Source organism: Ruegeria sp. R14_0 (assembly GCF_017743975.1).
Classification (GTDB): Bacteria; Pseudomonadota; Alphaproteobacteria; order Rhodobacterales; family Rhodobacteraceae; genus Ruegeria.
This window is the reverse complement of record NZ_JAGHRC010000010.1, coordinates 24,556-51,346: the sequence shown is the minus strand read 5'-3', so window position 1 is coordinate 51,346 and position 26,791 is coordinate 24,556. Positions and strand designations below refer to the sequence as shown.

The window sequence follows — 26,791 nt, the reverse complement described above, 5'->3', positions numbered from 1 at the left end:
AATCAGGTTCGCGCTCACCAAAACGAAACCAAACTGGGCGATTTAGTCTTGTTCTTATCAACGGCTGTCAGGATTGCTCCGCCCTGAAGGCCTTGTCGTCGAAATTGCTTTCGGGGACGCATGTCTCTGCGGCATCACAGTTCACAGGCGGCCCGAGACGAATTACATTCGGTTTTGAACAACAACAGTGAAAGGCGCGCATCAGATGGCACGACAGCTCCCGCACGAAGGTGATGGAAAACATCTGGTATACGCTGGCACCGGCACTGACCTGATTTACAATCACGGGGTTGAACTGCCCGGATTTGCGTCTTTTCCATTGCTGGAAAAACCCGAAACCCGGGCAATTTTGGCCGGACAGATGCGCGATCTTGTCGACCTGGCCAATGAAATGAATGTTGGATGTATTCTTGATGCACCCACCTGGATGGCGAATGTCGACCGCGCTGCACCCCTGGGATATGATGCAGAACGGCTCATAAATGTAAACAAGGATGCTGTAAGTTTGATGGAAGATGTGCGTCGGGCAGCTGGTCGCGATGATATCCTGGTCTCGGCCTGTATTGGCCCGCGCTATGACCCATATGCAGACGTTTCACCGATATCTGTCGAAGATGCCCGGCACTATCACAGAGCCCAGCTGGACACTCTCAAAGAGACAAGCGTCGATCTTGTCACCGCTTACACATTCAACCGCCCCAGCGAAGCTGCGGGCTGTATACTCGCGGCAAAAGATGTTGAGCTGCAGATCATAATGTCTCTGGTGGTAGAGACCGACGGGTGCCTGGCAGACGGTACCAAACTCGTTGACGCCATCGATCAGATCGACACGGCAACCAACTCAACCGCATTGTTCTTCATGGTCAACTGCGCTCACCCTACCCATTTCGCGGGAGCGATCAACAACCACCCGCGAATTCGAGGGATTGTAGCAAACGCATCGAGTTGCTCCCATGCAGAGCTCGACGAAGCGGAGGAATTGGACGAAGGTGACCCTCACCAACTTGGTAAGCAGATGGCCGAAGTTATGCGGAACAATCCATCGATCCAGGTTTTTGGAGGATGCTGTGGAACCGATATGCGCCACTTGAAGTCTATGGCAAGAGAAATAGACCACCCAACTTAAGTCACGTCTCAACGCTCACATATTCCACGGTGGCGCGTCGGGCAGCCATCAGCCGTTGATCACTTTAGGGCAACAACTCCGACCGATGAGTGCGAATATAGTCCGCTGTTCGGAACACCAATGCGGCCAGTGTTGCCGTCGGGTTGATGGCACCGGGTGTGGGAAACAGGCTTGCGCCAGCCACAAACAGGTTGTCCACCTCGTGCACCTGCCCAAAGGAATTCGTGACAGACGCGGATGCATCATCGCCCATGATTGTTCCACCCATCATGTGCATCGGGCTTCGTGGACCCGCCCAGGCGTCACTGGTCCCAGCCGCCTTGAAGATGCGCAGGCCCTCTTCCTTGGCAAGTACCGATCTGGCCGCATTTACTTGCGGAAGCGAATTGCTCACATGCGCTTGCGGCAACCCGTATCGATCCCGTTTTGACGCGTCGAGTGTGATGCGGTTTTCCGGAATACTGTCCTCTTCGCAGAGCACCGTCATGTTGCCATAGTGCCGGCTCGCGTTACGCAGATAGTCATCCAGGGCGTCGCCAAACAATTCGGGTTTGGCCAGGGCGGTTCCCAAAAGATCGTTGGGTTTTGCAGCCTGCCCGACAAGCCAGGCGCGGCTGCCAAAGGCCCCTTTCGCCGGTTGTTTGTCGCCATAGCCATCCAGGCAAAGCGTATTGGCACCGGACACACCCAAATGCGGTTCAGTTTCCTGCGAGAAAAGCCCGTGGATGGTCGTAAGCGCATGGGACGTGAAATAGCGCCCCAGTGTCTTGCTGCCATTGCCCAGCCCATCGGGATGTTTATCGCTGGACGATAACAGCAGCAGCCGTGCATTCCAGATCGTATGACAGGCCGAGATGACGATATCGACGGGTTGCAGGTTTTCTCGGCCCTGTTCATCAAGATACAGAACCCCGGTTGCCTTAGACCCCGAAGGATCTGTTTCAATCCGTGCCACATAGGCGTTGTGGCGTAGTTCAACCCCAGCTTTTCGGGCCCGTGGCCATTGTAGTACCAAGGGGTTTGCCAAAGCGCCGATCGGACATCCCGCATCGCACCAGCCATCAAGCAGACAACCCGCTCTCCCGTCATGCGGGGCAGAGTTTATCGCCAGAGTATTTGTCGTGAGCTCCAAACCTTCTGCATCAAACCCGGGTTTGATTGCTGATGATTGTTTGGACAGGGGTATGGCAGGCATGGAATAAACTTCGCCGGGCGGTGCATTGGGGTCATCGTTGCCCGAAACGCCGAAATAGGACTGCGCGTGGTCATACCATGGCCGCAAATCATCATACCCGATGGGCCAGTCCAGACTGCGCCCGTACAGGGTTTTGACCTGAAAATCGTCCGGATGCAGCCGGTACCAGTTGGCATACCAATGCAATCCCGCACCGCCGGTCCCCCACCCCATGGCAAAGTTCGCAGCTCCCACAAGGTCACCTGTTTCCAGAACCTCCGGGCCGGCCCATCTGAGCCGCCGGGACCAGATTTGCGAGCTGATCATATCCGAGAGCTTTCGCTCTGGCCCGGCCTCCAAAACCAGCACATTGAACCCCGCCTCGCCCAATTCGGCCGCCATTGTGCTGCCGGCAATGCCAGAGCCGATGATAACAACTTCGACCTTATCGTGTGAGATTTCGGACATTGGTTCTCTGTGTTTTGGGACTCTCTCGGGCCGCTGAATTGCTACCAGGGTTTGGGTGGTGGAATATGGGCGAGATAAGGAATCTTCAGATCCGCAAATCCCGTCTGCGTGCCATAAACAACATCCACCGCGTCGCTGCGCGAAATGAAATAGAAGAAATTCGGATCTGGATCGGTCCAAACCTGCATCTTGGACGCTACTGCCGCCTCAACCAAATCCTGTCGCTGACCGGTAGTTGCCCGCGCAAAGGACAAGCCAAACCGGTGCTGGCATTCTTTTTCAATGCCCGAGATCCCGTTGCGATAAAATCCTGCCATATCGCTGGCATCGAGGTACCTGAGAAGCAACAGGGACGCGGCCTGATCTCCTGCGAGATTTTCGTCGACAAACCTGGCGACCCCGGCCTGGTCTGCGCCAGAAACGATGGTCGCGCACCAAGCAGCCAGTGTCTCAGCCTCGGTCGTTGTGAGAAACTTGTAGCTTTCGTTTTCGACGGTCTTTGCCTCCGCGTTTCGGGAAAGGCTACGCATTATGAAGGACGTCCAGAATGTTGTCGGAATCAGACGTGTCAAAAAGCGGCGTCTTCCAATCATGCGGACTGTCTCCACCGATCATAAGCAGAAACCCGATCATCGGGCTGGACACACCTTATCAGTTTTCAGCCCAACCGTCATGCATGCCAAACTACCGACGAAACCCAAACTCGGTGACAAAGAAACCCGGGTTCATTCCGCTAAACAGCTCGCGTAGCTTTTCAAGTTCAGCCGCAGGACCATGCAATTCGACGCCGGTGATGCTGACAAGTTCCTGCGTGCTTTCAAAAATGTGGCTGCCCAGTTCCATATGGCGGATTACTGAATCTGCGCTGTCATAATCTTCGCGGGACACCACCGCTCCATCGGAGCCAAAACTGTAGGCTGACGCCAAGTGGCCAGGTTCCTGTTTGCGCAATTCAATCATTTCCGCGCAGTTTTTTCGAAATGATGCTGCATGGGTTTCTGGAATCGTTATGTAGCCGACGACAGTGACAATCTGCGGGACGGACACGATAATTTCTCCTACAATTTGATTTTGAATGAACCACAAGGATAAGGGTTTTCCGACCGCAGGCAAAATGGTGGTGGGTCGCCGAGTTTGAACACCAAGGAACACCGATGTTTTCGTCACTGAGAAAAACCGCACATGCATAACAAAAGCATTCAGAACTGGTTACCACCTTACTCCCAATCAATGGGGCTCGAACTGGCGTCCGTTTCAGTGGAAGAGGTCGTGGCGAAACTGGTTGTTCGAGAAGACATGGGCAATCGAAACGGGGTGATGCATGGTGGCGCAATCATGGGGGCAGCAGACTCCATCGGAGGTGTTGCTGCGGCAGTGAACCTGGACAAAGGTGCCAGTACAACAACCCTGGAGAGTAAGACGAACTTTATCCGGTCGGTTCAGATTGGCGACGAAATCACGCTGACCTGTGTTCCGCTGCATCGCGGTCGAAAAACGATGATTTGGCAGACCACGATTACCCGGCCTGATGGTCGTACTGCAGCGATTGTGACTCAAACGCAGCTCACTCTGGATTGGAACGGTTAAACCACCAGGTTCAAAGCTGGCTGAGCTTGCAATCGGCAGCCATAACCTGGGCTTGTTTTAAGGCTTTTTGCGGAACGTGGTCGTGAGAAAAGTGCCAGAATTGCTTCTTTCTCATCCCTTCCAAAACGCGCTCCGCTACAGCTTCAGGGTCCATACCGTCCTTCACAACCTGAGCCACTTGCTTCTGAAATGCACTGGTTTCCTCTGATATCGGCGCGTCTCTTTCAGCCGCGACGGGACGTTCCCCGTCAACAAGGTGAGTGTGTGTCGCGCCGGGACAAAGAACGGAGGAAGTTACACTGGAACCAGAAGCCCGTAAGTCTCGTTCAAGCGATTGCATCAATCCAACAACTGCAAATTTCGATGTGTTGTATGCGGCAAGAAAGGGCACTCCGTAGAGGCCTGACTCGGAGGCAGTCGCGTAGACATGACCCTCGTTCTGAGCCTCAAACAGTGGAAGAAAGACGTGTACGCCGTGAATAACACCCCACAGGTTGACGGATAATACCCACTCCCATTCCTCTATAGTTGTCTCCTGCGTCGCAGCAAACGGACCCACCCCGGCGTTGTTGCAAAGTAGGTGGACTGCGCCGAATGCACGGATTGTTTCGTCTGCCGTAAGCCGAACATCTTCAAGGTTCGAAACATCCGCTTCTACAATGATTGAGCTGCCCATCAATAAGGACGCCGTTTCTTCCAATGGAGGCGTGTGATGTCCTACCAGAACGAGGTTCATTCCCGCTTTAGATAGAACCCGAGCCAGACCGCGCCCAATCCCGCTGCCGGCTCCTGTCACAACCGCAGTTTTTCCCAAGGTTTCCATCTGGACCGCTTTTCAATTGAGATATGGTTGTTTCCAACAATACGCGGCGTGGCTCACTCTTGCCAAGTAACGCTCCGTCTGACTGCGAGGCAGAGCCCTTATCAACGAACTTCTTCATTAGTTTGGATCTGTTGCGAAGAGTCCTGCAATTCAGAGAAATCCATCTTACTTGACGTGTAAGCGGCCAGGTCTTTGAAGTGTTGAAAGGGACAGAGTCGCACGGAACGCCATCCAGTACTGCGTCTGTTGTGGTGATGAACCAGAAACCCTACGCTGGTCGCCTAACTTTCCAGGCGGAACAGAAGGATGAAGGCAGCATGGCCAAATCGATTGAGGGTGGATGCTATTGTGGTGAGGTTCGGTATCGGATCACCGGTGATCCAGTGATTCAACTCATGTGTTTCTGTAGCGACTGCCTGTCTATGACTGGCACAGATGGATACGCCGGATACATGATAAACTCAGATGACCTGCAGCTCCTAAAAGGCAAGCCGTTAACTTTTAAGAAAATCTCTGAAGAAGGCCGCCCCGTCATCAAGCATTTTTGCGGCACCTGCGGGTCAAACCTGTGGGGCGTGACCTCTTTCGGACTGACCAGCATCGCCGCGGGTACGCTGGATGATCCCAGTTTGTTCAGACCAACAAAAAAGGTATTCGTAAAAGATGCCCCTGACTGGGCTCGGGTGCCGCACAATTTAGAAGAAATGTAGCTGTACTTGCAAATAGCGTCTCTGACGGGACATTGAGCCACGCCAGCTCCTGCCGTGGCGCAATCCATCGACCCTCATGTTCACCGTGATGCATCAGGCGAATTTCTACGACTGCGCATCAAATCTGGACGGTGTTGCACAAAGCCCCCGTTGGATCGTGAACCAGTGCGCTCGCGTAAAATTGGTCAATATGATCCGCAAAGGTCAATCCACGCCCGGACTCCGTCCGTTTCAGCAGTTCGCGCACCTAACCGGTTAAACTGCCCACCAATTCCAATGATGCTCTTCCATCCGAAAAATTTTGCGGCAGTATCAGGAGGCGATCCCTACTAACCTACTTGTTCAATAGATCCGAACCCTAATCCAATGTTCTCTGAATTGTGCGCTCTATCAATGCCGTCACCTGGTCTGGTGCTTCAATCGATGAGGAATGGCCCGCTCCCTGGAACACAACCAATTCTGAGGTTGCGATTGCTCGGTGCATTCGATTTGATTTCTCCGGAACTGTTGCCATGTCTTCGTCTCCGAGGCCGATGCCGACTGGAACCTCTATTTTTCCAAGCAGTTCTGTGCAGCCTTCTCTGTTGATCACTCCGTTGACCGCCCGTGTGATCCCGATCCGATTGCTGCTCGTAATCGCCTTCGACCATCGCTTCTTTTCTTCGGCGCGGTCTGGATCGGCGAGAAATGTGCGACCGAACATTATCGGCATGACCTGATTGATGGCGGCCCACAATCCGATCCATCGCGCTACAAAGTTCAAAATTCGATATTTGGGGGCGTTTTTTGGCTCTTCAGGATCAGCGCTGGTTTCAAGCAATGTCAGCGATTTCAGAAGGCTTGGTTCACGAGCTGCCAATCTCATGCCCACAAACCCGCCCATGCTTAGACCAACAAAATGGCAGGGAGCCGCGTCCAGGCTTCTGATTAGTTCTGCAGCGTCGTCGGTCAGCGAGTCGATATCATAACCACCTTCAGTCACACTGCTTTGTCCCTGCCCCCTATGGTCATATGTGATGCAACGAAAGCGGTCCCTCAAATGAGCAACCTGCGTTTCAAACATGGCTCCACTGAACAGGAGGCCATGCGAGAACAAGACCGGCTCGCCTTCACCACCAGTATCTTCAAAATGAATTTTCGCGCCGTTTAAAATGGCTGTCGGCATGATTTCCCCCACTCATACAGACAAGTAGACTTTAGCACAGCCTCGATGCGAATTCAGCTGCCTCAGTCGATTTCCGCGACAGGCTCGAACGCAGACGTTGGAACGGTCTCACCATGGAACTCCACCCCAATCTCCAGGATTCGAACACGGCTGGAAGCCGACATTGGTAACGGCGGCAGGATGCGATATCTTAGCTTGGTGCCAATCAAACGCTGTGACCGCTGGTCAGCGTCGCTCCCACAAACTGGCGAGGTGCGAAAATGGATGATGAAGAAGAGAATATCCAGGCCGTAATCGATATGTATGTCACCGGCTTCAATCGAGGCGATAAGGCACTTCTAATGGAGGCATTCCATCCGCGATTTGTGTCGTCGGGGCTGATAGATGGAGAACTTCAATGGGATAGCGCAGAGGAATTCGCCGATTTCTGTGTAGAGGCCGCTCCCGACCCCAAGGGTCCAGTTCCGGGCTGGGAAATCAAATCATTGATTATTTCCGGCGCAACCGCGGTTGCGGTTGTCCACGACCAATGGGGACAACGAAGGTTTTGCGATACGCTCACTTTGCTGAAGGACCGAGGACGCTGGCAAATAGTCTTCAAGGCATTTCAATGTCTCGTATAGCACTTGAGACAGCCCATTTGTGCGCTTCACCGCCATCGGATGCGGTGCAGCAGCATGGCGGGGCGGCCAATACCGTTCAATTGTCCCCCACTCAAACAAGCGCTTCTCCTGTCCGTTGAGACTGCAGTGAACCTTTTGCTCGAACACGAACCTTCGAGCATCATTCGGTACATTGAGTTCCCACTGAGCTGGTTCAACCGTCGCGCAGAATACTTTGACCGTGCATCCAAACGGTTTGGTTCACACGTTTGCATGTGTATCATGCAAAAAAAACAGCATCGCCGCAAAGAAATACACAGTCCATCGCGGTACGTCTGTGGAGTGTTTACTAGTGCCTGCCATCGATGATCTCTCTTGGCCGGAAGCCTACAAAGATCTCCTGCCACTGATAACTGACCGCTGGTCGGTAAAGGGTGAAGTCTATTTTCACCGACAGCTAAGTGCAGGCAAGTCTGGCGCTCTTGTCTATATTGTTGACATCACATGCGATGCCTTCAGCGGTCAGGCCATTCTCAAATTTGACGCCCTTCCCGATCCGGAATGGAACGAGAAATCCGAAAACCAAAGACATCTGGAGGCGTTTGAAGCGGTTCCCGCATTCGGATCAAAGCATCTGGCGCGCATCGTCCACTCTTTGGAGCACGACGGGCAGACCGCGATCCTTTCCACGGTTGTGGCGCAAGGACTTGAATATTCGCTTCCCTGGAACGATTGCGGCTTCGAACTCGCCTTGAACGTTCTTGAGCGGCTTTCGCGAAGCCTGCTTGATGATTGGAACGCCGATTACGAAATGGCGCCTGGTTTGCACTCGCCTCGAGATCTGCTTTCAGGATGGCTCGGCTACAGACTGGATCCCGAGGAAGGTCGGCTACACCAGTTTCTTTTGGAAGTTTGTAGTCAGGATCCGGACGAGCGTTGTCTCATGTTTGAAGGACATTGGTACCCAAACCCACTGGCATTTGCTTGCGAGGAAAACTTGCCAAGCCGATTAAGCATCCGAGCGGCTAAAGGCCGGATACATGGGGATCTTCACGGCTACAATGTTCTGGTGCGATCACACCAAACAAGTGATCCCGATTATTTTCTTATCGATCTTGCGCTGTACGAAGACAATCAGTTCCTGTTTTACGACCATGCGTATTTTGAATTGGCATACCTGTTAGCACGTCGCGGAAACAGCGTACCAGCCCAATGGGATGCCATCCTTGATGATCTCGGTCTCTTTCATTCTAAACACCATACCCTGGGGTTGTGGCAGGATGACGTCGGGATCGTCGAATTTGTCAGAACTCTGCGGCGTGGGGCGATGAGCTGGGTTGAACGCCACGAAAGCCATCGGCTGAGTTTCATGGAAAGCCAATACCTGTTGGCGCGCGTCGCGGTGGGCCTAAACTTCGCCCACAAGCAGATCGGCCATGGTGCTCGTAGCCACGCTTTCCTGTACTCAGCACACAATCTAAAAGACTACATAACGCTCAACAATGTTGATTGGCCGCGGCACGGACCGGTGTTCCGTTTCCCGGCAACACATGAGCCTTTATCCGGTTCACAATCTGGAACCGAAACTCTTGCACCAAAGACTGAGCCACCAGCCGAAAAAGACCGCTTGTTCGATCAAATGGTTACGCAGCTTCCGACACCGCAAAAGCCAGTTATTGCAGTGTTGCCTTTCGACAACCTCAATGGACAAAACGGCAGCAACGGCTTTGTGGCTGGCATAAACCAGGAAATAGTTACCGAACTTGCAAAGGTAGATTGGCTGTCGGTTGTCTCACCTACATCTACCAAACTTCTCAAGGATGCTTCTTTATCCGGTGAAGAAATCGCGCAACGCCTGGGAGCTCACTATTTAGTAGAGGGCGGTGTGCGCTATGATGATCATCGCGTTCGCGTCACCGCCCATCTCGTAGATACATCGAATGGGCACGATCTTTGGGCCGATCGCTTGGATCACAAAATTGAGGATGTCTTTTCCTTGCAGGAGGAAATCGCCTCCGCCGTCGTCGGGCATATCGACTGGGAGCTGCGGTTCGATTTGAGAGAGCAAGCCCGCCTGAAACGTGGTGAAGTTAATGTATGGGACAAGGTTCAAAAAGCTCTGTGGCATCTGTACAAATTCACTGACGAGGACACGCAAAAAGCAAAAGACATTTTATCTAAGACTATCGACATGACGCCGGACTATGCGCTCGCCCATGCTGTCATGGCAAATGCCGAGCTTCGTAGGCTGTTCCTCGCCCAAGTTGATGACCGAATGGGGGCAAAGAAACGCGCCCTCCATCACGCAGAACGCGCTGTAGCTCTGGATGAACACAGTAGTTTTGCACACGCCAGCCTCGCCCGAGCTTATACTCTGTTCAATCGACGCGATGCTGCGATCGCAGAGGCAGAACTTGCAGTTAGTCTCAACCCAAGCGCGGCGAACGCCCATCTGGTGCTTGGTTACACGCAACTTGTAAATGGACAGGCAAAAATTGCACTGGCACATTTTGAGACAGCAACCCGGTTTGGACCCACCGGGCCGTACTTCAAGGTTAAACTACTAGCCAAATCCTTGTGCCTCTATGTCCTAGACGATCTGGAGCAAGCTGAAGCTTGCGCGAGAACAGCGTTGGAAGGTAGGTCTGTTGGCCCATTCGGTCATTATGTGCTGGCAGCAATTCTGATACGACAACACCGCAATGAAGAGGCAAAACAAATTGTCCGCCTGAGCAAAGAGCTTCACCGTGATATGACATGTTCGCAGCTCCGACTGGCATTAGAAAACCTACAGCCAAGTGATCTTGACAGGTTTGTCGATGATCTCCGGGAAGCTGGTTTGTCAGACTGATCTTTGTCTCAGGCGGCTTGCGCGCCGCAGCACTATACTCCAGATCAAAACGCATCACCTAACCCGATGCCTAATCCCAGGTCACTGGCAACACCTGCATCAATGAGGTGGATGGTCTGTAGCGGTCGGTCGAAGGTGCATCCTGGTTGCGATCAGAACTCCACCGATAATCAGCATACCACCGACGACTTGATAGATCTGAAGGTCTATGCCCTTAAAGGCGACAGATTCGACCGCGACGAGTATCGGCACGAGATATGAAAACAGGGAAGCCGTCGACGCGCCAACTTCGTTTGTGCCAAAATTGAGCAGGTGGAGATAGATAGCACCCATGCCAATTCCAATGAACAGAATCGAACCCCAGACTTGCCAAGAGTAGTCTAATGGCTCAGGCGTGCCAGCTTCGTGAAACACGACAACCGGCAGCAGAACGATAATGCCAATGGCAAAAATCACGAACAAGCCTTCCTCCGGCTTTGGGTGCATGTGCCATTTCTTGAGAAGAACCAAATAAAGCCCGCGACAAGCATTGGATGCTATCATCAAAAGGAAAGCGAGATGCGGGTCGAAATTGGTTAGATTTTCCAGATCACCGCGAAACGCAAATATCATCGCTCCAGAAAGTGCAATGGCGACGCCCAAATACTGAACAGATCTCAATCGTTCGTTCAGCAGCAATGCAGAAAACAAGATCGTCAGCAAAGGTACACTGGTATACCCGGCACCGAGATCTATCAAGTCATTGGATTGGAGCGCTGAATAGACAAACCATGGCGTTGCCACCACGCCTATGCAGGAAAGGACTGAAATGCGGAGCCAACTGCCCTTAAAATGCTGGAACGGGTTGCTCCTTCTTCTCAGAACAAGAGGCAAAACAAATATCGCTGCAATCAGGCAACGCCAAAACGTCAGTACAACCGGATGAACTTCATTGACGGCCAGATTGCCGAACAGGAAGTTTCCGGCGCTGATCAACATTGCAAGCAACAAAGCCCCGTAGGCCAGCGCAGTTTTATTCATTTTCATGATTGCATGAGAACATGTCCGGCTTCTTAAACAAAGCATCAACGGATGTAGCGCTTGCGTGAACATCGCTCTACAAAAACTCGGGTTGCTTTAGCCCCGTAACTCGATAACGGCCCTAAGCAGATCTTAATCTGAAGGTGGCGATTCTGCGTTGCATCACATCGATTGCAGCGCTTAAGTCAGGCTATTTTTTTCTTAATCGAAGATGCGTTCGCCCTGCTCGTCAATCACCTGCTTCGCCTTGGCGATGCTGAAGCTCTCGCCCTGATCCCGGGTTTCAAAGACATCCGCCCGGATCACCGTATGTGTCTTGCGATCTCCGTCGATGGTCTTTTCGATACGGGCCAAAAGGCGGTATTTGCCACCCTCGGGCATCAGGTCGGGGAAGATTTCGAACCCTTTGTACGAGACTGGCTCTGGCTCCGACTTTTCGCCGCCACCGAAGAGTTTTGAGAAGAGGGACATTGGGCGGCTCCTTTCAGCGTTGCTATGACCGGAGACTAGCGCCGCATAGGACAGGCGTGAAGCATGTCATGCTATCACAACACGGGTCTTCGTTCCGATTGCACGCTCCGTGCGTGGCCTAGTACGTCCCGATCCGCGGTGAAAGCCCATTCCTCCGCACGACACTCCCTTGCACGGACGGCCCAGAGCTGCCCTTGGGACATTATGCGCCTTGCCGCGGCGCAGCACGTCTTTCCGGACATTGGCCACCAACCCGCGATCTGCTGGGAAGGCTTAGAAACGAGCACCCAGTCCGAACTCGTCCGGAAGGAGCGGGATCTGACCGTCATTGAGCCGCTTACGAATTTCACCCCTGTCGTAACTCGGAGTTCCAAACGGACCAATGATTTCGCGCTCGACCTCTGACGCCAAGGCATTCAGCTCACTACTCAGCTTCGTTAAACCCGTCCACCGATCAACATTGTCGATGATCTTCCTGGTTCCATCTGGCGTGTCCAACGACATTGCGAAGCTCATATCGGATGCCAGTTCGTCAAACCATCGATCGGTGCCTGATAACACCATCAAATCGCGAGCGGGCAGCGACGTGATGTATTCTGAAGGGCAATGGAACATGAGACTTCCGATGTCATAGCTCGAAAGTTCGATATCGCCGTCCGCGTCATTTCGAACATTCTTCGCGAGCCTTATGGACATCTTTGCGCCGCCAAGTGTCTCCCGATCCTTGGAGTTAATCTTATCCATGTAAAGGAAGGGATAGTTTCGGAAGCTTTCCCGGGTATATTGATCAACCACATCGATGCCACGATATGTGTCGTTCAACGTCATCTGGTAGGTCGCAGTATCGTACCAATGTGACGGAACCACATCGACTTTTCGCCGAAATCCGCCTTCTGTCAATTGGATCGACTTTGCCGGGGAACCATCAACTTTCGCGCCCCAAAACCGTCTGTCGAGAACTTCCTTAGACTTCTTCCGAAGATAGAGAACATCATCGCAGAGTGAACCCTTGCCAGTATAGGGAAGGTAGGATTTCTGACCGCCTTCGCAGGGCTCAATTCGAAGATAAAGCCCCTCAATTACGAGAAGATCAACATCGCTAACACCGCGCGTGTGAACATTGAGCGGCACTGACCCTTGGAATCGCACCTTCGGCTGCAATCCTTCCTTATCAAGACCTTCGAGCAAGTTACGTTCAACCTTTTCGAACTCCTCATGAGAAATTTGTGTTGAGCGGGGATCAACCTGCTGCATCGCACCAAGCGCATATCGGGTCGCTTTGTTGGTCGACCTCTTTTCGTACTGCTCCTGCATCACGGGCAAGCTGTCGTCGAAACGACGCTGCTGGAGCCTCGCCAGCCGGTCATCGATTTGTCTAGCCATCTTCGGTAGTCCTTTCGAGTTTCATTGTCCCGTGCGTGAATCGGCCACCGCTATTGAAGTAGCTGCCTTCTGCACTGCAAAGGTCTGGGGAAAACAAAAGCTCGCAGTGGCCGATGTGGCTGTTGAGCTCCTTCTGCCCTGGTTTGGGTTCATTCCGATAAGCGTAGATCAACCGAAAACCAGCACGGCCCTCCGGCACAATCGCTGCAGAAACACTGTGGGACTCGCTCGTTTCAGTTCGCAGATGGATGAAGATGCGTTCGTACTTCTGCGTAATGTCGATCCTGCCGGACCAATCAAATGTTGGATTTTGCTCTACATCGTACGACTGCCCAGTGAGCGCCCAGCAGCCAGAGATATTCGGGACACCAACAATCGCCTTCAAGCCAAACAGCTTCCATGCAAAGCGATCGAACAAGAAAAAAAGAATTCCGAAGATCGAAACGGCCGTGAATGGCCACAAGATCAGCTGCGGAACGTCAAAGTATCCCGCCGCCTCAATTCGCAGTACTGCATACCCAACTAGGAGAGTGAGTCCGCTCGCGAGCGCGCCCGAAAATACAGCAATGTAGAGTCCTATTCTGGACCGGCTGTGCCCTACAATGGAGTATTCGTGCTCACGCATTCTGTTCTACCGCCTACTACTCAGCTGCGTAGCTGAATCCGAGCTTCGCCAGGAGCTCAGCTGACTGCCGTCCCGACAGATATGGTCCCTGCGGCGGCAGCTCATGAGTCTCCGCGGGTTTCACTTCGGCAAATTTCGCACCGGTTGAAATCTCTCCGATGCGCCCACCGTTCACACCGAACCAGGCAGCAATATCGTGTTGCCGATCGCCCCTATCGAGCATGCCTTTGACGATGGCAGCATCCTCCTCGTCGAGCCGGTTCCCGCTCGGCGGAGCTATAAATTTCTGGGTCACAACACATCCCCTTGTGGTATCGAGTCCAGGAAGACTCCATATATAGGGGCAGACTCCAGATGATACAAGTTAGCTGAGAAATTATTCGAAATCGAGTACTGTGATGCTGTGTGCTAACAGTCACCATGCCGCAGGATATTGCACTCATTACGCCTTCCCGGGGGAGACTTCTGAGGCCTGACATCGATTAATTGTCACGCTACTATCTGGGCATGACTTTTCTCTATTTTGCTTACGGTTCAAACATGTTGAGCGCCCGTCTTATTGCGCGCTGCCCAAGCGCCAAGCTAGTAGGCGTAGCATCGGTTGATAGTCATAGCTTGGGGTTTTCGAAGAAGAGCGTCGATGGTTCGGGAAAGGCGACCCTCATCAAACAATCAGCTCAATTCCAAACCCCTGGAATATTGTTTGAGATTGGTCTTGCAGAACGTGACGCGCTCGACAAATTCGAAGGCGCAGGTAATGGCTATGACAGAGTTGATGATTTTAGGGTCACAATGACAGATCATTTTATCGTTGCGACAACCTACATCGCATCGGAAATAGAGAACGATCTTGCTCCCTATGACTGGTATCTTGCGTTGGTGGTTGCCGGAGCTCTCGAACATGGGTTTGATGATCAGTATACATCTTGGCTCCGTTCGATTGAGACAATGCCGGACCATGTCGTGGCGAGAAAGTCCCGTGTTGCTGCTTTAAGGGCTCTCGCTGATCAGGGCCATCTCGACTATGCGAACCTACTGCTGGCTGATTCCTCGCGATCAGGACAACGGGACTGATTAGAATTGGTACCGCTACTTCAACTTAAGATTGACATTGATGGTCTGACAGCTGCAACGCAGATCTTCAGCCGACCCTTTGCGCGGTGTAAGGTAAGGGAAAGTGCCGCACTTGGGGTTTGGGCACCGGATATGATCCAGCAGCGCTTTGAATGCGTCCACTACGGCCTGAAACTCGGCCTTGGTGAAATTCTGCCATTCATTAAAATGTACTGATGGATTTATCGTCCATCGCTCCGCGTCTGTGGCCTTGATTAGCGCTACGGCTGTGGCGAGCTTTTCTTCAAGCTCCTCCTTGGTCTTGTCATGCCCCCATTTCGCGGCGGCCTTGATGCCCTTGCCCAGACGGCTTCGCCACTGGTTCAGCACGGGCGGCAACAGATCGCCCAAATCGTAGTGGGCATCACCGCGAAATTCGACGGAGGCCCGCAGATTATCGGCGAGCACGGTCGAGATATATTCCAGGTAGCGCCGCAAGAGCCATGCAGCCTTTGCGATATCATTCCTGTCGAGCTCCAGCTGGATCTCGGTCCAGATATCCTGATCGTCCCAGATGCGCGGACCGAGCTCGACGCTCCAGCCGCCGAAAAGCTGGCTGCGCCCGATGAGGCCTTCGGTCTTCATATATTGCAGCCAGACGCGGTCATGGGTGGTCAGGATGAACTGGGTGTTGGGGAATTGCGTCTTGAGCAGACGGCAGACTTCGCGGCGGTGGCCGGTATCCACGGACATCAAGACATCATCAAGAACCGCAAAGGTGAACTTGTCACCAAGAGTATGCTTCATCAGGGCCAGGTACAGGCAGAGCCCCATACCGTCCTGATGCCCTTCACTGTGATAAGCGCCCGGCGGGAACGTGCCCCTGCCGAAGAAATCGACATTGAAGCTCAGCTTGGCGGGCTCGGCCTTCAGCTCACCTGTAAACTTCCCCTCATCATCATTGATGGCCTTGTAGAAATCCGTGAATTCAGTGGCTACGGCGTCGTAGATCGTCTCCAGGACCTTGTTGGAGACATCATTGTAGTGATCGTGAACCTTCTGCGCCTTGGCGTGACGCGCCTTTTGGGCTTTCGCAGTCTTGCTGTCGCTCAGCAAACGCTCATAGCGGTCCTGAAGCACGGCAAGAAATTCCCGCGCTGCATCAGCGGCCGAGCTATCAGGCTGCGCGCCAATCGCAGTTTGCACCTCTTCCAGGCGGGTTTGAACTTCTTCCGGCAACGCCCACCAGGCCGCATCCGTGACCGCCAAGGCATCATCAATGAGGGCGTGATCATCGAGAAAGGCGTTGAGCGCCTGCTTCGCCGTAGCAAGCGCCTGACCGTATTCATCAAAAGCTTCCTTGGCCACAGCCTCCTTGAGGGCCGCGCCATAGGCGGCGGCCTTGGCGACAGCGGACATACGATCTTCAAGAGCGTCGGAGATCACACCGAATGCCGTCCGGATGGTTTCAAGCTGCGCGCTGACAGCTTCGGCGCTCAGCAACTTGGCCTTGAGATGTGCCCTGAGTTCTTCTGCATCCCAGGGCGTATCGCAAAGCGGACAGGCATCGCCGCTCACAAATTCGAGGCCCGTTTCGATGAATCCGTGCTGGCGCGCCAGCGCGAGCGCATCCTTGTCATCCTTCAACGCCTTGAGAGCGGTGTTGGCGGCTTCGAGCTGCTGGGACAACGGATCGGGCGGCGATGCCGCCGCATCCTTGGCAAGAGCAACAAGATCGGCCAGAGCCACTTCCTTGCTTGGTCCTGCTTTCTTGGCCTTTTCATCGCCTTCGGCAACGCCGTCCTTGAACGATGTTGCGGGCGTGAGTTCGGTTAATGCCGGAAGGCCAAGCAGCGCGCGCTTTTCGTTCGCCTTGGCCAGCACCTCATCACGATCGAGAGTCGTTACGCCGAGAGCCGTCTTGAGTTCACCTTCGGCCCGCCCGCGCGCGCGCTCCGCTTCCTCGGCTTCGCGCTTGCACTTGTTGGCGTATGACAGCAGCGCGCTACGGGTCTTCTCGATCTGGTCGAGGCGCAGGAGCGTCTGGACATCCTTGGAGCGCTGGTTCGGCGGTGTGATGATGTATTTGACGATTTCGCGCCGTGAGATTGCGAACTCCGGATGTGACTGCAGCTCGGTAATCGCAGGCTCTTCTGCACCACTGGCTGGCGTGATCGTCACCGTTCGTGGCGCTTTGACCGAGCGCGTGATGGTGACATCCTTGCCAAGAGACGGAATTGATGCGGTCAAGCTGACCAGCGCCTTTTCCGGATTATCGCGCTGATCGACATGCGGCGCGTGGCCTTTGACGGTCAGCTCGCCAGCCCCTTGTCCCGACAGGCGAGTAACATTGCCCGTCAGACAGAATTCGATAGCGTCAACGACACCGCTCTTGCCGGTGCCGTTGGGACCGCAAATCCCAAAATTCTGGCCCGCAAGATCGAGGTCCAGCAACCGAATGCCACGGAATTCTTCGATATGCAGGGTCTTGATCCGGATCACGCCTCGTCACCCTTCGTCGCCGGAAACAGTGCCGTTTCAAGATCATCCGCCTTGGGTGCCCTTCCGGAGCGAAGAAGCTTATCAAGTCGCTCTGCGATCTTCTCGTCTATTTTATCATCCGCTTTTAGCACCGCCAGAAATTCATCCAGCACCTTGGTGACAGTCGGTGAAAGCTGTTCTTCATGTTGATCCGCCATGTTAAATCGATTCCCGTGAAATACAGTTTGCATCTAATTAGCATTTCACCGGGAATATTTCAGTAGAAGCGACTCCTGCTCCGAGTCTATTCACCGTTCGTTTCTCGGTTAAGACGCGCGCGTCACATATCAGCAGTTATTGTGTGTGTGTGTGTTTGATAGGGTCCAGCCCAATCAGCTGCATCTAACGTCCGCTTTAGCGGCGGATGGGTGCGGAGTCGCACTCGCAGCGAACGACCGCTTCCCGCCCAACTTACAAAAACACCCAGATATTCCCCTAACTTGAAAGTCAGAAAAAAGTACTATATTTTCTGACAAGGAGAAAGCTATGATCACCTCATCGATTAGACAACGCATCATCGGAAAAGGCCGGGGCGCAATCTTTGCGCCAACCGACTTTCTGGATATTGGCTCCCGCGCAAGTGTGGATCAGGCATTGTCGCGTTTGGCGGATCAAGGGATGATCCGGCGGTTAACGCGTGGGCTTTATGACTATCCGAGAAAGAGCGCCCGGTTAGGGCTGTTGTCTCCGTCAGCCGATGACATTGCCAAAGCGATTGCACGCAAAGACAATCAGGTTCTACAGCCCTCCCCTGCCATGGCAGCCAACCAGTTGGGGCTGTCGACCCAAGTGCCGTCCAAGCCGACTTATATGACCGACGGCCCGACCCGCACCAAGACAATTGGTCGACAAGTCATCCAGTTTCGAAATGCATCATCCAAAACGCTAGTTGGTGCAGGTCAGAAAACCGGCGCCGTATTTCAGGCGTTACGCTATGTTGGGAAAAACCGGGTGGATAGCCGTGTTGTCGACACGCTGGCCCGCAATCTGGATATTGAGGACCGCGCATTGCTCGCAAAACAAAGTAGATATGTACCGGCGTGGATGCACCCGGTAGTGCAGCAAATCGTGGCGCGGAACTGATCGTGGACCAGTTTGCCAACGATACTCCAAAGAACCGTGAGGAGGCGTTTCAGGAATCGGCCGCACAGCTTGGTTTGTCCAAAGCAATCGTCGAGAAGGATTTCTGGGTCTGTTGGTCACTGAAACATCTATTCGCCCTGCCCTCTTTTGGCGCTCACATGATCTTCAAGGGCGGGACATCGCTATCCAAGGCCTATGACATCATCCATCGATTCTCAGAAGACGTGGATCTGTCTCTCGACCGGGCACAGCTCGGTTTCGAGGGCGCACGTGACCCCGAGCACCCTGCCCTTTCCGGCAAAAAACAAAAGCAACTGTTGCAGGAACTTCAGGATACGGCCACCAAAGTAGTCTCAGGACCGCTTCTGAAAGAAACCAAGATCAAGTTTGGCGCCGCGCTAGATCAGCACTTTTCCCTGTCGGTCGATCCTAATGATGCACAAACCTTGCTTTTCGCCTATCCATCCGAGACACGTGCGACCAGCGGCTACATCCAGCCGGTAGTGCGGTTCGAATTTGGCGCCCGTGGGGTTCACCTACCAGCCGAGTCCCGCAGGATATCACCTTACGTGCATCAGGCCTTTCCAGACCTTTTGGGGGCGGGCGAAGTCGGTGTGAAGGTCTTGGGTGTTGAACGCACATTCTGGGAAAAAGCCACGATCCTGCATATGCTCTATCATCAGGACATCACCAAACCTCTGGCTGACCGTATGTCGCGCCATTATTACGACATGGCTCAGTTGATCACACACGAGTCCCATTCTCGCGCTATCGAACAGATCGACTTGCTGGATCAGGTTGCACACCATAAGTCCGTCTTCTTCAAAGCGGCTTGGGCTAACTACGAGAATGCCAAGCCCGGATATCTAAGATTGCTACCGAACCCTAAGCTGAAAGCAGCGCTGCGCCGGGACTATGTGGGGATGCAAGAAATGATCATCGGGGATACCCCCTTGTTCGATGACATTCTGAAAACTATCGGGGTGTTCGAGGCCAAACTCAACGGTTGAAATCAGCAAGTTCGGTGGTCTCAAGGCACAGCGTGCGACCTTCAAATCTGGATTGCTAGCCGAGCAGACACACTTTCCGAATTCGCCCGAACTCGAGCTGGACCGCTCCAAGTAAAGGTTTCAAATGGTGAGACTGAATGTACTGTGCGATGAACTTGCTGGGTGCGCGCAAGGTGATTGTCTGATCTTGCGTTTCAACAAATTTGAGTTCGCGATACCAACTTTCAAACAATAATGCTTCAGATTCTGATAGGCGCCGAAGCGCCCTGCCCCATGGATCCTGAATGTCTTGTCCCTCATGTTCAATAGCCACTGGTCTTTCTTGGCCAAACTGAACATGAACAACCTTTTCGGTTGGTTTTGGGCTTTGTGTCTCCATACGCGATACAAAATCAGAACCAACATTTTGCCAAACCGGTTCGCTCAGACGGTAAATTTCCGCGTAGTTGAGTCGATACGCTGCAACGCGGCCTCTAACCCCAGGCCTGAGCTGGAGAAGTATATTAGAATCCGTCAACCGCTTAATTTCTCGCTTGACGGTTCGTTCATCCACGGACCAGAGGCGGGCCATTTCTTTTTGACCGACCGTCAGCTCATCAGTGCGCCAGTTGTATCGAGCCGTTATCAGCGCAATGAGCCGCATCATCGAACATTGAAAACCGGGTGTGCCATTCAATCCCGCAACAGAGAGTGCAGTCAAAAGATCGTACTTCTGAGAACCGGCCTGATATCCTGTAAATCGTTTTATTTCCATTTTGATACTGCCACTGTGCCTCGAGCGGATCGGTTTCGCCGACCGATTCCATCAATTGGGTTCAGTGTGATGAAATCCCGTAGTTTGTCAACGGGCTTTGAAAAACAGGATGACCGCCTCTTTCTTCAAAATCAAAAGAAAATTCGGTTAATAGGTTATGGGTGACACTATGCTGTCACCCTATTGGAGGTCGAGTGTCACCATATATCTGGTAATCGATCGCTGCCTGTCACCAAAACATAGCTTCACTTTCGAAATACCTCCCGTTTTTACCGAGTCGAAGGCGAAAAAGCGGAAATTCTATTCTTTACGTTTTGCAGTTTTCCAAAATCGCGTTATTAGAAGACATCCGTGATATAACAAGAGCAGCAACATGCGTGACCACACCGACCTTCAAGCTATGAACGAACGAAGCCTGGCTCAACAGGCTGCCGTCCGCCGCGCTACCTTCTCGCCCGCTGACGAGAAAGTGCTTCGACCATTCTCTATCTGGGAGATCAGCCAGTTCATGTTTGATGTCCCGGCGGACACCTTGAGAAAGAAGTTGTCCGAAGACCCGTCTCTTCCGCAAGGGGCGACTGAAGATGATGGGCGGCAAAGATGGTTTTCTCTGGCTGAGATAAATGAGTTGAGACGGCGCCTGAGATTTAGAGGTAAAAGCCTCCTGCCTCAAAGGCCGGCAGGCCGGGCTATGAGAGTAGCGGTTTCGAACTTTAAGGGTGGTGTCGGCAAAACCGTCGTTGCCCAGCACTTGGCGAATGCGGCCGCGCTTGATGGTTACCGTGTTCTGGTGGTGGATTTCGACCCCCAGGCGACACTCACGCATTCAATGGGTCTGGCTGAAGTTAGAGAGTGGAATACTGTCTGGGGCATTATGTGCCGCGATCTCTGCCGTGAGGCGAACCGGATCGCGGACGAATATGATGATCCCGCAGATTGCCCCTACCCTACTGCCGACGAATTGCCCGAAGATGTTCAGTCGATTGGCGCACAACGTGTACAAGACTTCATTCAAAAAACTTCATGGTCAACGATCGACATCATCCCGAGCTGTGCGAACGCGGCCTTCGTTGAATTTGCGTCCGCTCAGTACAGGTCCATTCACAAGGCATGGAGTTTTTTTGGATGCGTAGCAAGATATCTGGATGAGTTGCCTGACGACCAATATGATTTGATTGTTTTCGATTGCCCGCCGGCAATTGGATACCAGTCTTTGAATGCGGCCTTTGCTGCTGACATCCTCTATATTCCGTCTGGTCCTGGTTATTGGGAGTATGACAGCACAACGAGTTATCTTGGTCAGCTTGGCGATGCCTTGGAAGACATAACCAGCGGGTTCGAACGTATTGCACAGGATGCCGGTATCACGCTTCCTAAAAGGTTCGATGACATACGTGTTCTCATGACTCGCTTCGAGGCCAGCAACTCTTTGCATGTCGCGATGATGGATGCTTTCAAAAATGTCTTCGGCGCCGATGTCTGTCAAAATCCCATCGAAATGACACGTGCGGTCGAGCAATCTGGTAGGTTCCAGATGTCTGTTTACGAGCAGGACTACAGACAGATGACTCGGGACACATGGAAGCGAGCGCGTCAGTCCTTTGATAATGCATACAGCGAATTTAAGGATGTCGTCCTACGGGCCTGGGAGGCGCGTACTAAAGTTGAGGAGCGGGTAGAATGAGCGGTAACAAATTTGGCTTCACTCCGATTGATGAAGATGACCTCAAGAAAACACGCCGCCGCGAAGTGGGTCCAATGGGGGCTGCAGTACGCGAAGCAGCAAACAGCTTAAATGAAAGCACTGAGAACCGTGTCGAACAGCGACGGCAAAATGCCTCCGATGCAAAGGAGTATCGCAAAGCTCGTGATGAGGGGCGAGTTTTGGTTGCGGTCGGCATCAATGAAATTCATACGACAGACCTGCCAAGAGATCGCTTGGATCTTTCGTCCGTCGCAAGTTCCGATGAGATGGATGAACTCAAGGCTTCTATTCAGGAACGCGGCCAGAAAGAGCCCATAGAACTTTATAAGGATTCAGATGGTCGCTTCCAGCTCAAAAAGGGTTGGAGACGAGTTACTGCTCTTAAGCAGCTTTTTGAGGAGACCGGTGATGAACGGTTTTCCAGTGTTACAGCGCGAGTTGCCGAATCCCATAGCGATCGCATCGACCTCTACATTGACATGGTTGAGGAGAACGTTGTTCGGGAGGACCTGACTTTTGCTGAGATGGCGCAAGTCGCAATTCTTGCTTCCAAAGATTCAGAGTTGGGGGCAGGGGATGCAGAAGCTTTGGTCGGAAGGCTGTACTCCTCCCTACACAAGATGAAACGCTCTTACATTCGCAGCTTTGTTTATCTGCTCAATGAACTTGAGGGTGCGTTGCCGTTTCCAAAGAGTGTCTCCAGAAACCTTGGCGTTGAGGTTGCGCGTAAACTTCGAGCGTCATCGGATTCAGCTGCTGGGTTGAGAGATGTGTTGGTGCGCGCATCCACAGCCGGTGAGCAAAACGAAGCGCTGGATGCCTTCTTGGCAGATACTGATGCTGAACCGGGTAGTGGCAAGCGACGTGAGAAAGCCGAGAGCGTGAAGTATGAGTTCCACGTGGGCGGCTCAAAAGTCACTGCGCGAAAGGGAGAGTGCAGGATATTGTCTGGTCAGGATTTTAGTTCGATTGACCGGTCAAAGCTCCAGAGAGCGGTTGAAGCTTTTGAAGCTGTTTTGAACGAGTAGTAACCCGCGGGTTACCCATGCTCAGATTTCTTGGTTTCAAAGGCGGTAACCCACGGGTTACCGCCTTCTTCGTTTAGCGCCAGCTCACCCCAACAAGTCCGTCGCCGGGTTTTCGGCGACATCTACGTCGTCATAGTATTTCTGCGCCTGGGCCATAGACCGGTGCAGTGACAAGCGCATGGCGGCCTGGATCGGAGCGCCGTCTAGTGCGGCTTGGGTCAGGAACCCAGAACGCAAACCGTGCGGCGAGGCGAAGTCCTCCGGCAACCCTGCCAACTGGAGGCGATGTTTGACGATTTGATAGATAGCGTCAGGCGAAAGCCGACGTTTCAGTACACGATCGGCTTTGGAGACGGGGCGGAACAGTGGCCCATTCTTAATCTGTCCAACCTCGATCCAATGCACCAGCGCCTGGGCTGCGCGACCCTTCAAAACCAGGCGCGGGGTTTCGCCCTTGGCTGTGGTCTTGGTCTCCAGCAATGAAATCCAAACCAGGCTTTTCTCGTCGAACTCCTTCAGCGAGACGTCTTCAAACATCAACCCGGTGATCTCCGAGCGCCGTCTACCACCAGAAGCCCAACCCAGCATCAAGATGGCGCGGTCGCGGCAATCCCGCCGGGACCCCCGACAGGTGGACAGCATCTGCTCGAGGATGTCGCGGGTGATCGGATGCTGCGATTTTTGGGCAGGGGCCCGGGCAGCGGCGCGCCGGGCCTTGGACCGGGCCTGTTTCACCTGAGGTTTGTCAAACGGGGAGGGGAGGTTCTTCATCCGATGAAACGCCAGCCAAGAGGCGATGCGCCGGTCCAGGGTCGAGGGTGCCGGGCAGGCCAGCGACTTGCGCAGCCCTTGCGCGATCAGCGCTTCTCCTGCTTGACGGGCGCGATCCTCCACTGGCGCGTCTTCCAAAGATCGCGCGTGGTCCAGAATGAAGGCGAGGGCAGTCGCCTCGGTTTCCGGCCAGTCCAGCGCCGACCCAAAGCGCGCAGCCTTCCAGGCGGTGATGTACAGCAAATCGCGCTCATAAGCCCTGAGCGTGTTCGCAGGCGTGCCGCGCACATAGAGATCGGTGAGGGCCTCTTGGTCTGCGTGCGAGAGCGTCGGTGACGCGGCAGGGAGATAGGGGGCAGGGGGCTTCATGAATGCTATTCTGCGTGTATTTCCTGGTTAAATCAATTAATCATGATAAGGGATACTTATCGGGTTTAATTCCAAAAAATTGGGTAACGATATGTAATGCGCAATATTAAGAAATAATGCGTCTCATAGACAATAGGACCGCAAACAAGAGAGAGAATCAGGCTTGGCAGGGGTTTTCGTCTCGGTAAGCTGCAGGCTATGTTGGAGGACATTTCGAACGGCCTGTTGGTGAAGGATCTGTTGCAAACTTTTGACTGTTGACTCTCATAAGTGCTTCGAGTGATTGGATATCGAAATATTGAAGTCGAAAGTTTGTTTTTATGATCTCGTTCAAAGGCGCGCAATATCCGAAGGCCGTGATCCTGTTCGCGGTTTTCTACTATCTCCGAAACGGCGTTTCCTACCGCGATCTGGAAGAGATCATGCATGAGCGTGGCGTTTCAGTGGACCGCACCACGCTAAACCGATGGGTAACACGGTATTCTGGCGCAATCGCTGACGCAGCATGTCGTCGCAATGGGCCATGTGATCGTTCGTGGAGAACGGACGAAACTCTGAGTAATTGAACAGCAGCTCTCTTGGCCGGTGCATGATGGCATCGGAACAGCAATGGGAGAGCAAGATGGAACAGTGTTTTGTAGGACTGGATGTCTCGAAGGCTGAGACGTCGATTTGTGTCTGCAATCAGAGCGGTGGACCCGTGTTTGCCGCGAAGAAAGTAACTGACCCCGATGTGATTTTTCAGGCGTTGCGCGACCACGTTGGCGTCATCCAATGTGTGGTCCTCGAAACCGGCCGTATGGCGAACTGGCTTTACACTGAGCTTGCAGATCGGGGATTGCCGGTGGTTTGTATCGACGCACGTCAGGCTCATGCTGTTCTCAGCCAGATGCACAACAAGACCGATGCCAATGATGCCGCCATGTTAGCTGAACTGGCGCGCACGGGGTTCTATCGGAAGGTTGAGGTGAAAGGCCGGCTCGCCCAGGAGCGGCGGGCATTGCTGAAAGCTCGGGAAGTGGCGTTGAAATCCCGCGTGAATGTGGAAAACACAATCCGCGGTCTTTTGGCCAGTTTCGGGCTGCGTTTGCCAAAACATCTGAACACCTATGAAGAGCGTGTCCACGCGATCCTGAAGGATCGGCCGGTCTTATCGAGTGTCATCCTGCCCTTGCTCGACTTGCGCACAGCCGACCTTCGGCAAGCGGCTGCGCTGAGTAAAGAAATGGTGCGCCACGCAAAAGCCGATGAGGCTTGCCAACGCCTGATGACGATCCCGGGTGTTGGTCCTGTGAGTGCAGTGACCTTTGTTGCGACCATCGACAATCCGCGTCGGTTTTCGAAATCCAGATCAGTTGGTGCATATCTCGGGCTGACGTCCCGTCGATACCAGTCTGGGGATGTCGATTATGGTGGTAGAATATCGAAACACGGCGATCCTATGCTGCGCTCAGCGCTCTACGAGGCGGCCAGCAGTTTGTTGAACCGGGTGAAACCGGGCAAAGGATCGGAATTACAGAGATGGGCTCGAGCCCTCAAAGCCCGCACCAGTCACAAGAAGGCGGTCGTTGCCTTGGCTCGAAAACTCGCGGTCCTGATGCATGCCATCTGGACAAACGGATCAACCTTTCAAACCAAGGAGGCCTAGTCAGAATACCAGCGGATCAACCAATCACGAGTTGCCGTATAGACAAACACGGCAGGCTGTCGACCGAACCCGTTTGATGTACATGCGGCTGCCCAGAAAAGACCGCGCATGAAACCTTTGGGGGTTGATGCCTTGAACGCCGAGATGAAGCGCCAACAGGATGACTTCGTAAAGAACTTTGCAGGTGGTCGATACAGGACTAATCTCATCGAGAGCTGCTGCTCAATAAAGAACTTACATCAAAGTTAAAGGTGCCTGAGTTTATCTCTATCGAGCCGTCGACAAGCACGGCAAGACGCTTGATTTCATGCTTTCACGACGCCGAAACAATCCAGCCGCCACCAAGTTCTTCGCCAGGGTGTTGGAGATCAATGGATTGCCGAGGAAGATCGTGATCGACAAGAGCGGCGCCAACACCGCTGGCATCAATGCCATCAACAAAATGCTCAAAGGCCTTGAACCCCAGCATTGGCCGCGTGCGTTTGATGAAATCGGCAATATGGCGACCACACCGGTAAGACCACCGCGGGACGATCTCCCGACTTGCGGTCACAGAGCTTTCCGTGTGCAGAGGTTCAACAAATCGACTCCTACTCCTAAAAAAATCTCTTTGTAACAGATCATGTTCAGTGCGACTTTCGGTGTTCGAGCAGGCTTTTGCCGATAAGGGCACTTCATTCAATTGATGCACATGCTTCGTGGCACATTTAGTATCCACGCATTGGAGCAAACCCTCCGACTTCCAGTCGGAACTGCTTCAGCGCGAAGAATCGTGCTATGACCTTACCCTCTGGAAAATGAGCCGCAGCCGGTCGGAAGGCTCA

Annotated in this window: 25 protein-coding genes and 2 pseudogenes; 13 read left to right on the top strand and 14 right to left on the bottom strand. The window is 53.2% G+C overall.

Annotation, left to right across the window (positions count from 1 at the left end):
- Positions 1-205 precede the first annotated feature (205 nt).
- The gene (locus tag J7416_RS20345; protein WP_209227376.1) at positions 206-1,126 is read left to right on the top strand and encodes a homocysteine S-methyltransferase family protein; all 921 of its coding nucleotides are present in this window, start codon (positions 206-208) and stop codon (positions 1,124-1,126) included.
- A 64-nt stretch (positions 1,127-1,190) separates the two neighbouring features.
- Here J7416_RS20345 and J7416_RS20340 read toward each other — a convergent pair whose 3' ends face one another.
- The 3 genes from J7416_RS20340 to J7416_RS20330 form a co-directional block, all read right to left on the bottom strand.
- Positions 1,191-2,768, bottom strand: a complete 1,578-nt coding sequence (locus J7416_RS20340; protein WP_209227374.1) for a GMC family oxidoreductase — start codon at positions 2,766-2,768, stop codon at positions 1,191-1,193.
- A gap of 41 nt (positions 2,769-2,809) precedes the next feature.
- Entirely contained in the window at positions 2,810-3,298 is a 489-nt protein-coding gene (locus J7416_RS20335; protein ID WP_209227372.1) for a gluconate 2-dehydrogenase subunit 3 family protein, read from the bottom strand.
- Between the two features lie 154 nt (positions 3,299-3,452).
- Positions 3,453-3,935, bottom strand: coding sequence for an antibiotic biosynthesis monooxygenase (locus tag J7416_RS20330; protein ID WP_209227370.1), 483 nt, complete (start codon positions 3,933-3,935; stop codon positions 3,453-3,455).
- Between the two features lie 15 nt (positions 3,936-3,950).
- Here J7416_RS20330 and J7416_RS20325 point away from each other — a divergent pair, with 15 nt between their 5' ends.
- The gene (locus J7416_RS20325; protein ID WP_209227368.1) at positions 3,951-4,355 is read left to right on the top strand and encodes a PaaI family thioesterase; all 405 of its coding nucleotides are present in this window, start codon (positions 3,951-3,953) and stop codon (positions 4,353-4,355) included.
- Between the two features lie 10 nt (positions 4,356-4,365).
- Here the strand turns inward: J7416_RS20325 and J7416_RS20320 are convergent, their stop codons facing one another.
- Positions 4,366-5,178 carry an SDR family NAD(P)-dependent oxidoreductase gene (locus J7416_RS20320; RefSeq protein ID WP_209227366.1) on the bottom strand — a complete coding sequence of 271 codons (813 nt, stop codon included), beginning with the start codon at positions 5,176-5,178 and terminating at the stop codon, positions 4,366-4,368.
- A gap of 317 nt (positions 5,179-5,495) precedes the next feature.
- Here J7416_RS20320 and J7416_RS20315 point away from each other — a divergent pair, with 317 nt between their 5' ends.
- Positions 5,496-5,888 carry a GFA family protein gene (locus J7416_RS20315; protein ID WP_209227364.1) on the top strand — a complete coding sequence of 131 codons (393 nt, stop codon included), beginning with the start codon at positions 5,496-5,498 and terminating at the stop codon, positions 5,886-5,888.
- Positions 5,889-6,246: 358 nt separating this feature from the next.
- Here the strand turns inward: J7416_RS20315 and J7416_RS20310 are convergent, their stop codons facing one another.
- Complete coding sequence (locus J7416_RS20310) at positions 6,247-7,053, bottom strand: alpha/beta hydrolase (protein WP_209227363.1); 807 nt, start codon at positions 7,051-7,053, stop codon at positions 6,247-6,249.
- 260 nt (positions 7,054-7,313) lie between these two features.
- On the opposite strand from J7416_RS20310, the gene J7416_RS20305 reads away from it, so the two are divergent.
- Complete coding sequence (locus J7416_RS20305; protein ID WP_209227361.1) at positions 7,314-7,676, top strand: nuclear transport factor 2 family protein; 363 nt, start codon at positions 7,314-7,316, stop codon at positions 7,674-7,676.
- A 214-nt stretch (positions 7,677-7,890) separates the two neighbouring features.
- The gene (locus J7416_RS20300; RefSeq protein ID WP_209227359.1) at positions 7,891-10,506 is read left to right on the top strand and encodes a phosphotransferase; all 2,616 of its coding nucleotides are present in this window, start codon (positions 7,891-7,893) and stop codon (positions 10,504-10,506) included.
- Positions 10,507-10,605: 99 nt separating this feature from the next.
- Here the strand turns inward: J7416_RS20300 and J7416_RS20295 are convergent, their stop codons facing one another.
- The 5 genes from J7416_RS20295 to J7416_RS20275 all read right to left on the bottom strand — a co-directional run bounded on the left by J7416_RS20295 (position 10,606) and on the right by J7416_RS20275 (position 14,300).
- Positions 10,606-11,532: a DMT family transporter gene (locus J7416_RS20295; RefSeq protein ID WP_209227357.1), complete on the bottom strand. Its 927-nt coding sequence runs from the start codon at positions 11,530-11,532 to the stop codon at positions 10,606-10,608.
- Positions 11,533-11,727: 195 nt separating this feature from the next.
- A complete protein-coding gene (locus J7416_RS20290) occupies positions 11,728-11,997 on the bottom strand; it encodes an HlyU family transcriptional regulator (protein WP_209227355.1) in 270 nt (89 codons plus the stop codon).
- 273 nt (positions 11,998-12,270) lie between these two features.
- A complete protein-coding gene (locus J7416_RS20285; RefSeq protein ID WP_209227353.1) occupies positions 12,271-13,380 on the bottom strand; it encodes a hypothetical protein in 1,110 nt (369 codons plus the stop codon).
- Entirely contained in the window at positions 13,373-14,005 is a 633-nt protein-coding gene (locus J7416_RS20280) for a hypothetical protein (protein WP_209227351.1), read from the bottom strand. Before J7416_RS20280 ends, J7416_RS20285 begins: the two co-directional genes overlap by 8 nt.
- A gap of 16 nt (positions 14,006-14,021) precedes the next feature.
- Entirely contained in the window at positions 14,022-14,300 is a 279-nt protein-coding gene (locus J7416_RS20275; RefSeq protein WP_209227349.1) for a hypothetical protein, read from the bottom strand.
- Positions 14,301-14,491: 191 nt separating this feature from the next.
- On the opposite strand from J7416_RS20275, the gene J7416_RS20270 reads away from it, so the two are divergent.
- Complete coding sequence (locus J7416_RS20270) at positions 14,492-15,079, top strand: gamma-glutamylcyclotransferase family protein (protein WP_247744401.1); 588 nt, start codon at positions 14,492-14,494, stop codon at positions 15,077-15,079.
- A gap of 15 nt (positions 15,080-15,094) precedes the next feature.
- On the opposite strand, the gene J7416_RS20265 is transcribed toward J7416_RS20270, so the two are convergent.
- The gene (locus tag J7416_RS20265) at positions 15,095-17,560 is read right to left on the bottom strand and encodes an AAA family ATPase (protein WP_209227347.1); all 2,466 of its coding nucleotides are present in this window, start codon (positions 17,558-17,560) and stop codon (positions 15,095-15,097) included.
- Positions 17,557-17,757, bottom strand: coding sequence for a hypothetical protein (locus J7416_RS20260; RefSeq protein ID WP_209227345.1), 201 nt, complete (start codon positions 17,755-17,757; stop codon positions 17,557-17,559). The genes J7416_RS20265 and J7416_RS20260 overlap by 4 nt, the downstream gene beginning before the upstream one ends.
- A gap of 328 nt (positions 17,758-18,085) precedes the next feature.
- Here J7416_RS20260 and J7416_RS20255 point away from each other — a divergent pair, with 328 nt between their 5' ends.
- Together J7416_RS20255 and J7416_RS20250 are read left to right on the top strand one after the other, a co-directional pair.
- A complete protein-coding gene (locus J7416_RS20255) occupies positions 18,086-18,682 on the top strand; it encodes a DUF6088 family protein (protein WP_209227343.1) in 597 nt (198 codons plus the stop codon).
- Positions 18,683-18,684: 2 nt separating this feature from the next.
- A complete protein-coding gene (locus J7416_RS20250) occupies positions 18,685-19,692 on the top strand; it encodes a nucleotidyl transferase AbiEii/AbiGii toxin family protein (protein WP_209227341.1) in 1,008 nt (335 codons plus the stop codon).
- 55 nt (positions 19,693-19,747) lie between these two features.
- Here J7416_RS20250 and J7416_RS20245 read toward each other — a convergent pair whose 3' ends face one another.
- Positions 19,748-20,446 (bottom strand): DnaA N-terminal domain-containing protein, encoded by a 699-nt coding sequence (locus J7416_RS20245; protein WP_209227339.1) that lies wholly within the window; start codon positions 20,444-20,446, stop codon positions 19,748-19,750.
- Positions 20,447-20,819: 373 nt separating this feature from the next.
- On the opposite strand from J7416_RS20245, the gene J7416_RS20240 reads away from it, so the two are divergent.
- On the top strand, positions 20,820-22,130 hold the full coding sequence (locus tag J7416_RS20240) for an AAA family ATPase (RefSeq protein WP_209227337.1): 1,311 nt from the start codon (positions 20,820-20,822) through the stop codon (positions 22,128-22,130).
- Positions 22,127-23,179, top strand: a complete 1,053-nt coding sequence (locus J7416_RS20235; RefSeq protein WP_209227334.1) for a ParB N-terminal domain-containing protein — start codon at positions 22,127-22,129, stop codon at positions 23,177-23,179. The genes J7416_RS20240 and J7416_RS20235 overlap by 4 nt, the downstream gene beginning before the upstream one ends.
- Before the next feature lie 84 nt (positions 23,180-23,263).
- Here the strand turns inward: J7416_RS20235 and J7416_RS20230 are convergent, their stop codons facing one another.
- Positions 23,264-24,319 (bottom strand): tyrosine-type recombinase/integrase, encoded by a 1,056-nt coding sequence (locus J7416_RS20230; RefSeq protein ID WP_209227332.1) that lies wholly within the window; start codon positions 24,317-24,319, stop codon positions 23,264-23,266.
- Positions 24,320-24,639: 320 nt separating this feature from the next.
- On the opposite strand from J7416_RS20230, the pseudogene J7416_RS20225 reads away from it, so the two are divergent.
- The 3 genes and pseudogenes from J7416_RS20225 to J7416_RS20215 all read left to right on the top strand — a co-directional run.
- Positions 24,640-24,873: pseudogene (locus tag J7416_RS20225) on the top strand (IS6 family transposase); the annotation flags it as partial.
- 68 nt (positions 24,874-24,941) lie between these two features.
- Positions 24,942-25,967, top strand: coding sequence for an IS110 family transposase (locus tag J7416_RS20220; protein WP_209227330.1), 1,026 nt, complete (start codon positions 24,942-24,944; stop codon positions 25,965-25,967).
- 232 nt (positions 25,968-26,199) lie between these two features.
- A pseudogene (locus J7416_RS20215) lies at positions 26,200-26,418 on the top strand (DDE-type integrase/transposase/recombinase); the annotation flags it as partial.
- Positions 26,419-26,791: the final 373 nt, after the last annotated feature.

Bases quoted from the DNA above. Each gene is read 5' to 3' on its own strand.
- J7416_RS20345 (WP_209227376.1), top strand. From the start codon at position 206: ATGGCACGACAGCTCCCGCACGAAGGTGATGGAAAACATCTGGTATAC.
- J7416_RS20340 (WP_209227374.1), bottom strand. From the start codon at position 2,768: ATGTCCGAAATCTCACACGATAAGGTCGAAGTTGTTATCATCGGCTCT.
- J7416_RS20335 (WP_209227372.1), bottom strand. From the start codon at position 3,298: ATGCGTAGCCTTTCCCGAAACGCGGAGGCAAAGACCGTCGAAAACGAA.
- J7416_RS20325 (WP_209227368.1), top strand. From the start codon at position 3,951: ATGCATAACAAAAGCATTCAGAACTGGTTACCACCTTACTCCCAATCA.
- J7416_RS20320 (WP_209227366.1), bottom strand. From the start codon at position 5,178: ATGGAAACCTTGGGAAAAACTGCGGTTGTGACAGGAGCCGGCAGCGGG.
- J7416_RS20315 (WP_209227364.1), top strand. From the start codon at position 5,496: ATGGCCAAATCGATTGAGGGTGGATGCTATTGTGGTGAGGTTCGGTAT.
- J7416_RS20310 (WP_209227363.1), bottom strand. From the start codon at position 7,053: ATGCCGACAGCCATTTTAAACGGCGCGAAAATTCATTTTGAAGATACT.
- J7416_RS20305 (WP_209227361.1), top strand. From the start codon at position 7,314: ATGGATGATGAAGAAGAGAATATCCAGGCCGTAATCGATATGTATGTC.
- J7416_RS20295 (WP_209227357.1), bottom strand. From the start codon at position 11,532: ATGAAAATGAATAAAACTGCGCTGGCCTACGGGGCTTTGTTGCTTGCA.
- J7416_RS20290 (WP_209227355.1), bottom strand. From the start codon at position 11,997: ATGTCCCTCTTCTCAAAACTCTTCGGTGGCGGCGAAAAGTCGGAGCCA.
- J7416_RS20285 (WP_209227353.1), bottom strand. From the start codon at position 13,380: ATGGCTAGACAAATCGATGACCGGCTGGCGAGGCTCCAGCAGCGTCGT.
- J7416_RS20280 (WP_209227351.1), bottom strand. From the start codon at position 14,005: ATGCGTGAGCACGAATACTCCATTGTAGGGCACAGCCGGTCCAGAATA.
- J7416_RS20260 (WP_209227345.1), bottom strand. From the start codon at position 17,757: ATGGCGGATCAACATGAAGAACAGCTTTCACCGACTGTCACCAAGGTG.
- J7416_RS20255 (WP_209227343.1), top strand. From the start codon at position 18,086: ATGATCACCTCATCGATTAGACAACGCATCATCGGAAAAGGCCGGGGC.
- J7416_RS20245 (WP_209227339.1), bottom strand. From the start codon at position 20,446: ATGGAAATAAAACGATTTACAGGATATCAGGCCGGTTCTCAGAAGTAC.
- J7416_RS20240 (WP_209227337.1), top strand. From the start codon at position 20,820: ATGCGTGACCACACCGACCTTCAAGCTATGAACGAACGAAGCCTGGCT.
- J7416_RS20235 (WP_209227334.1), top strand. From the start codon at position 22,127: ATGAGCGGTAACAAATTTGGCTTCACTCCGATTGATGAAGATGACCTC.
- J7416_RS20230 (WP_209227332.1), bottom strand. From the start codon at position 24,319: ATGAAGCCCCCTGCCCCCTATCTCCCTGCCGCGTCACCGACGCTCTCG.
- J7416_RS20220 (WP_209227330.1), top strand. From the start codon at position 24,942: ATGGAACAGTGTTTTGTAGGACTGGATGTCTCGAAGGCTGAGACGTCG.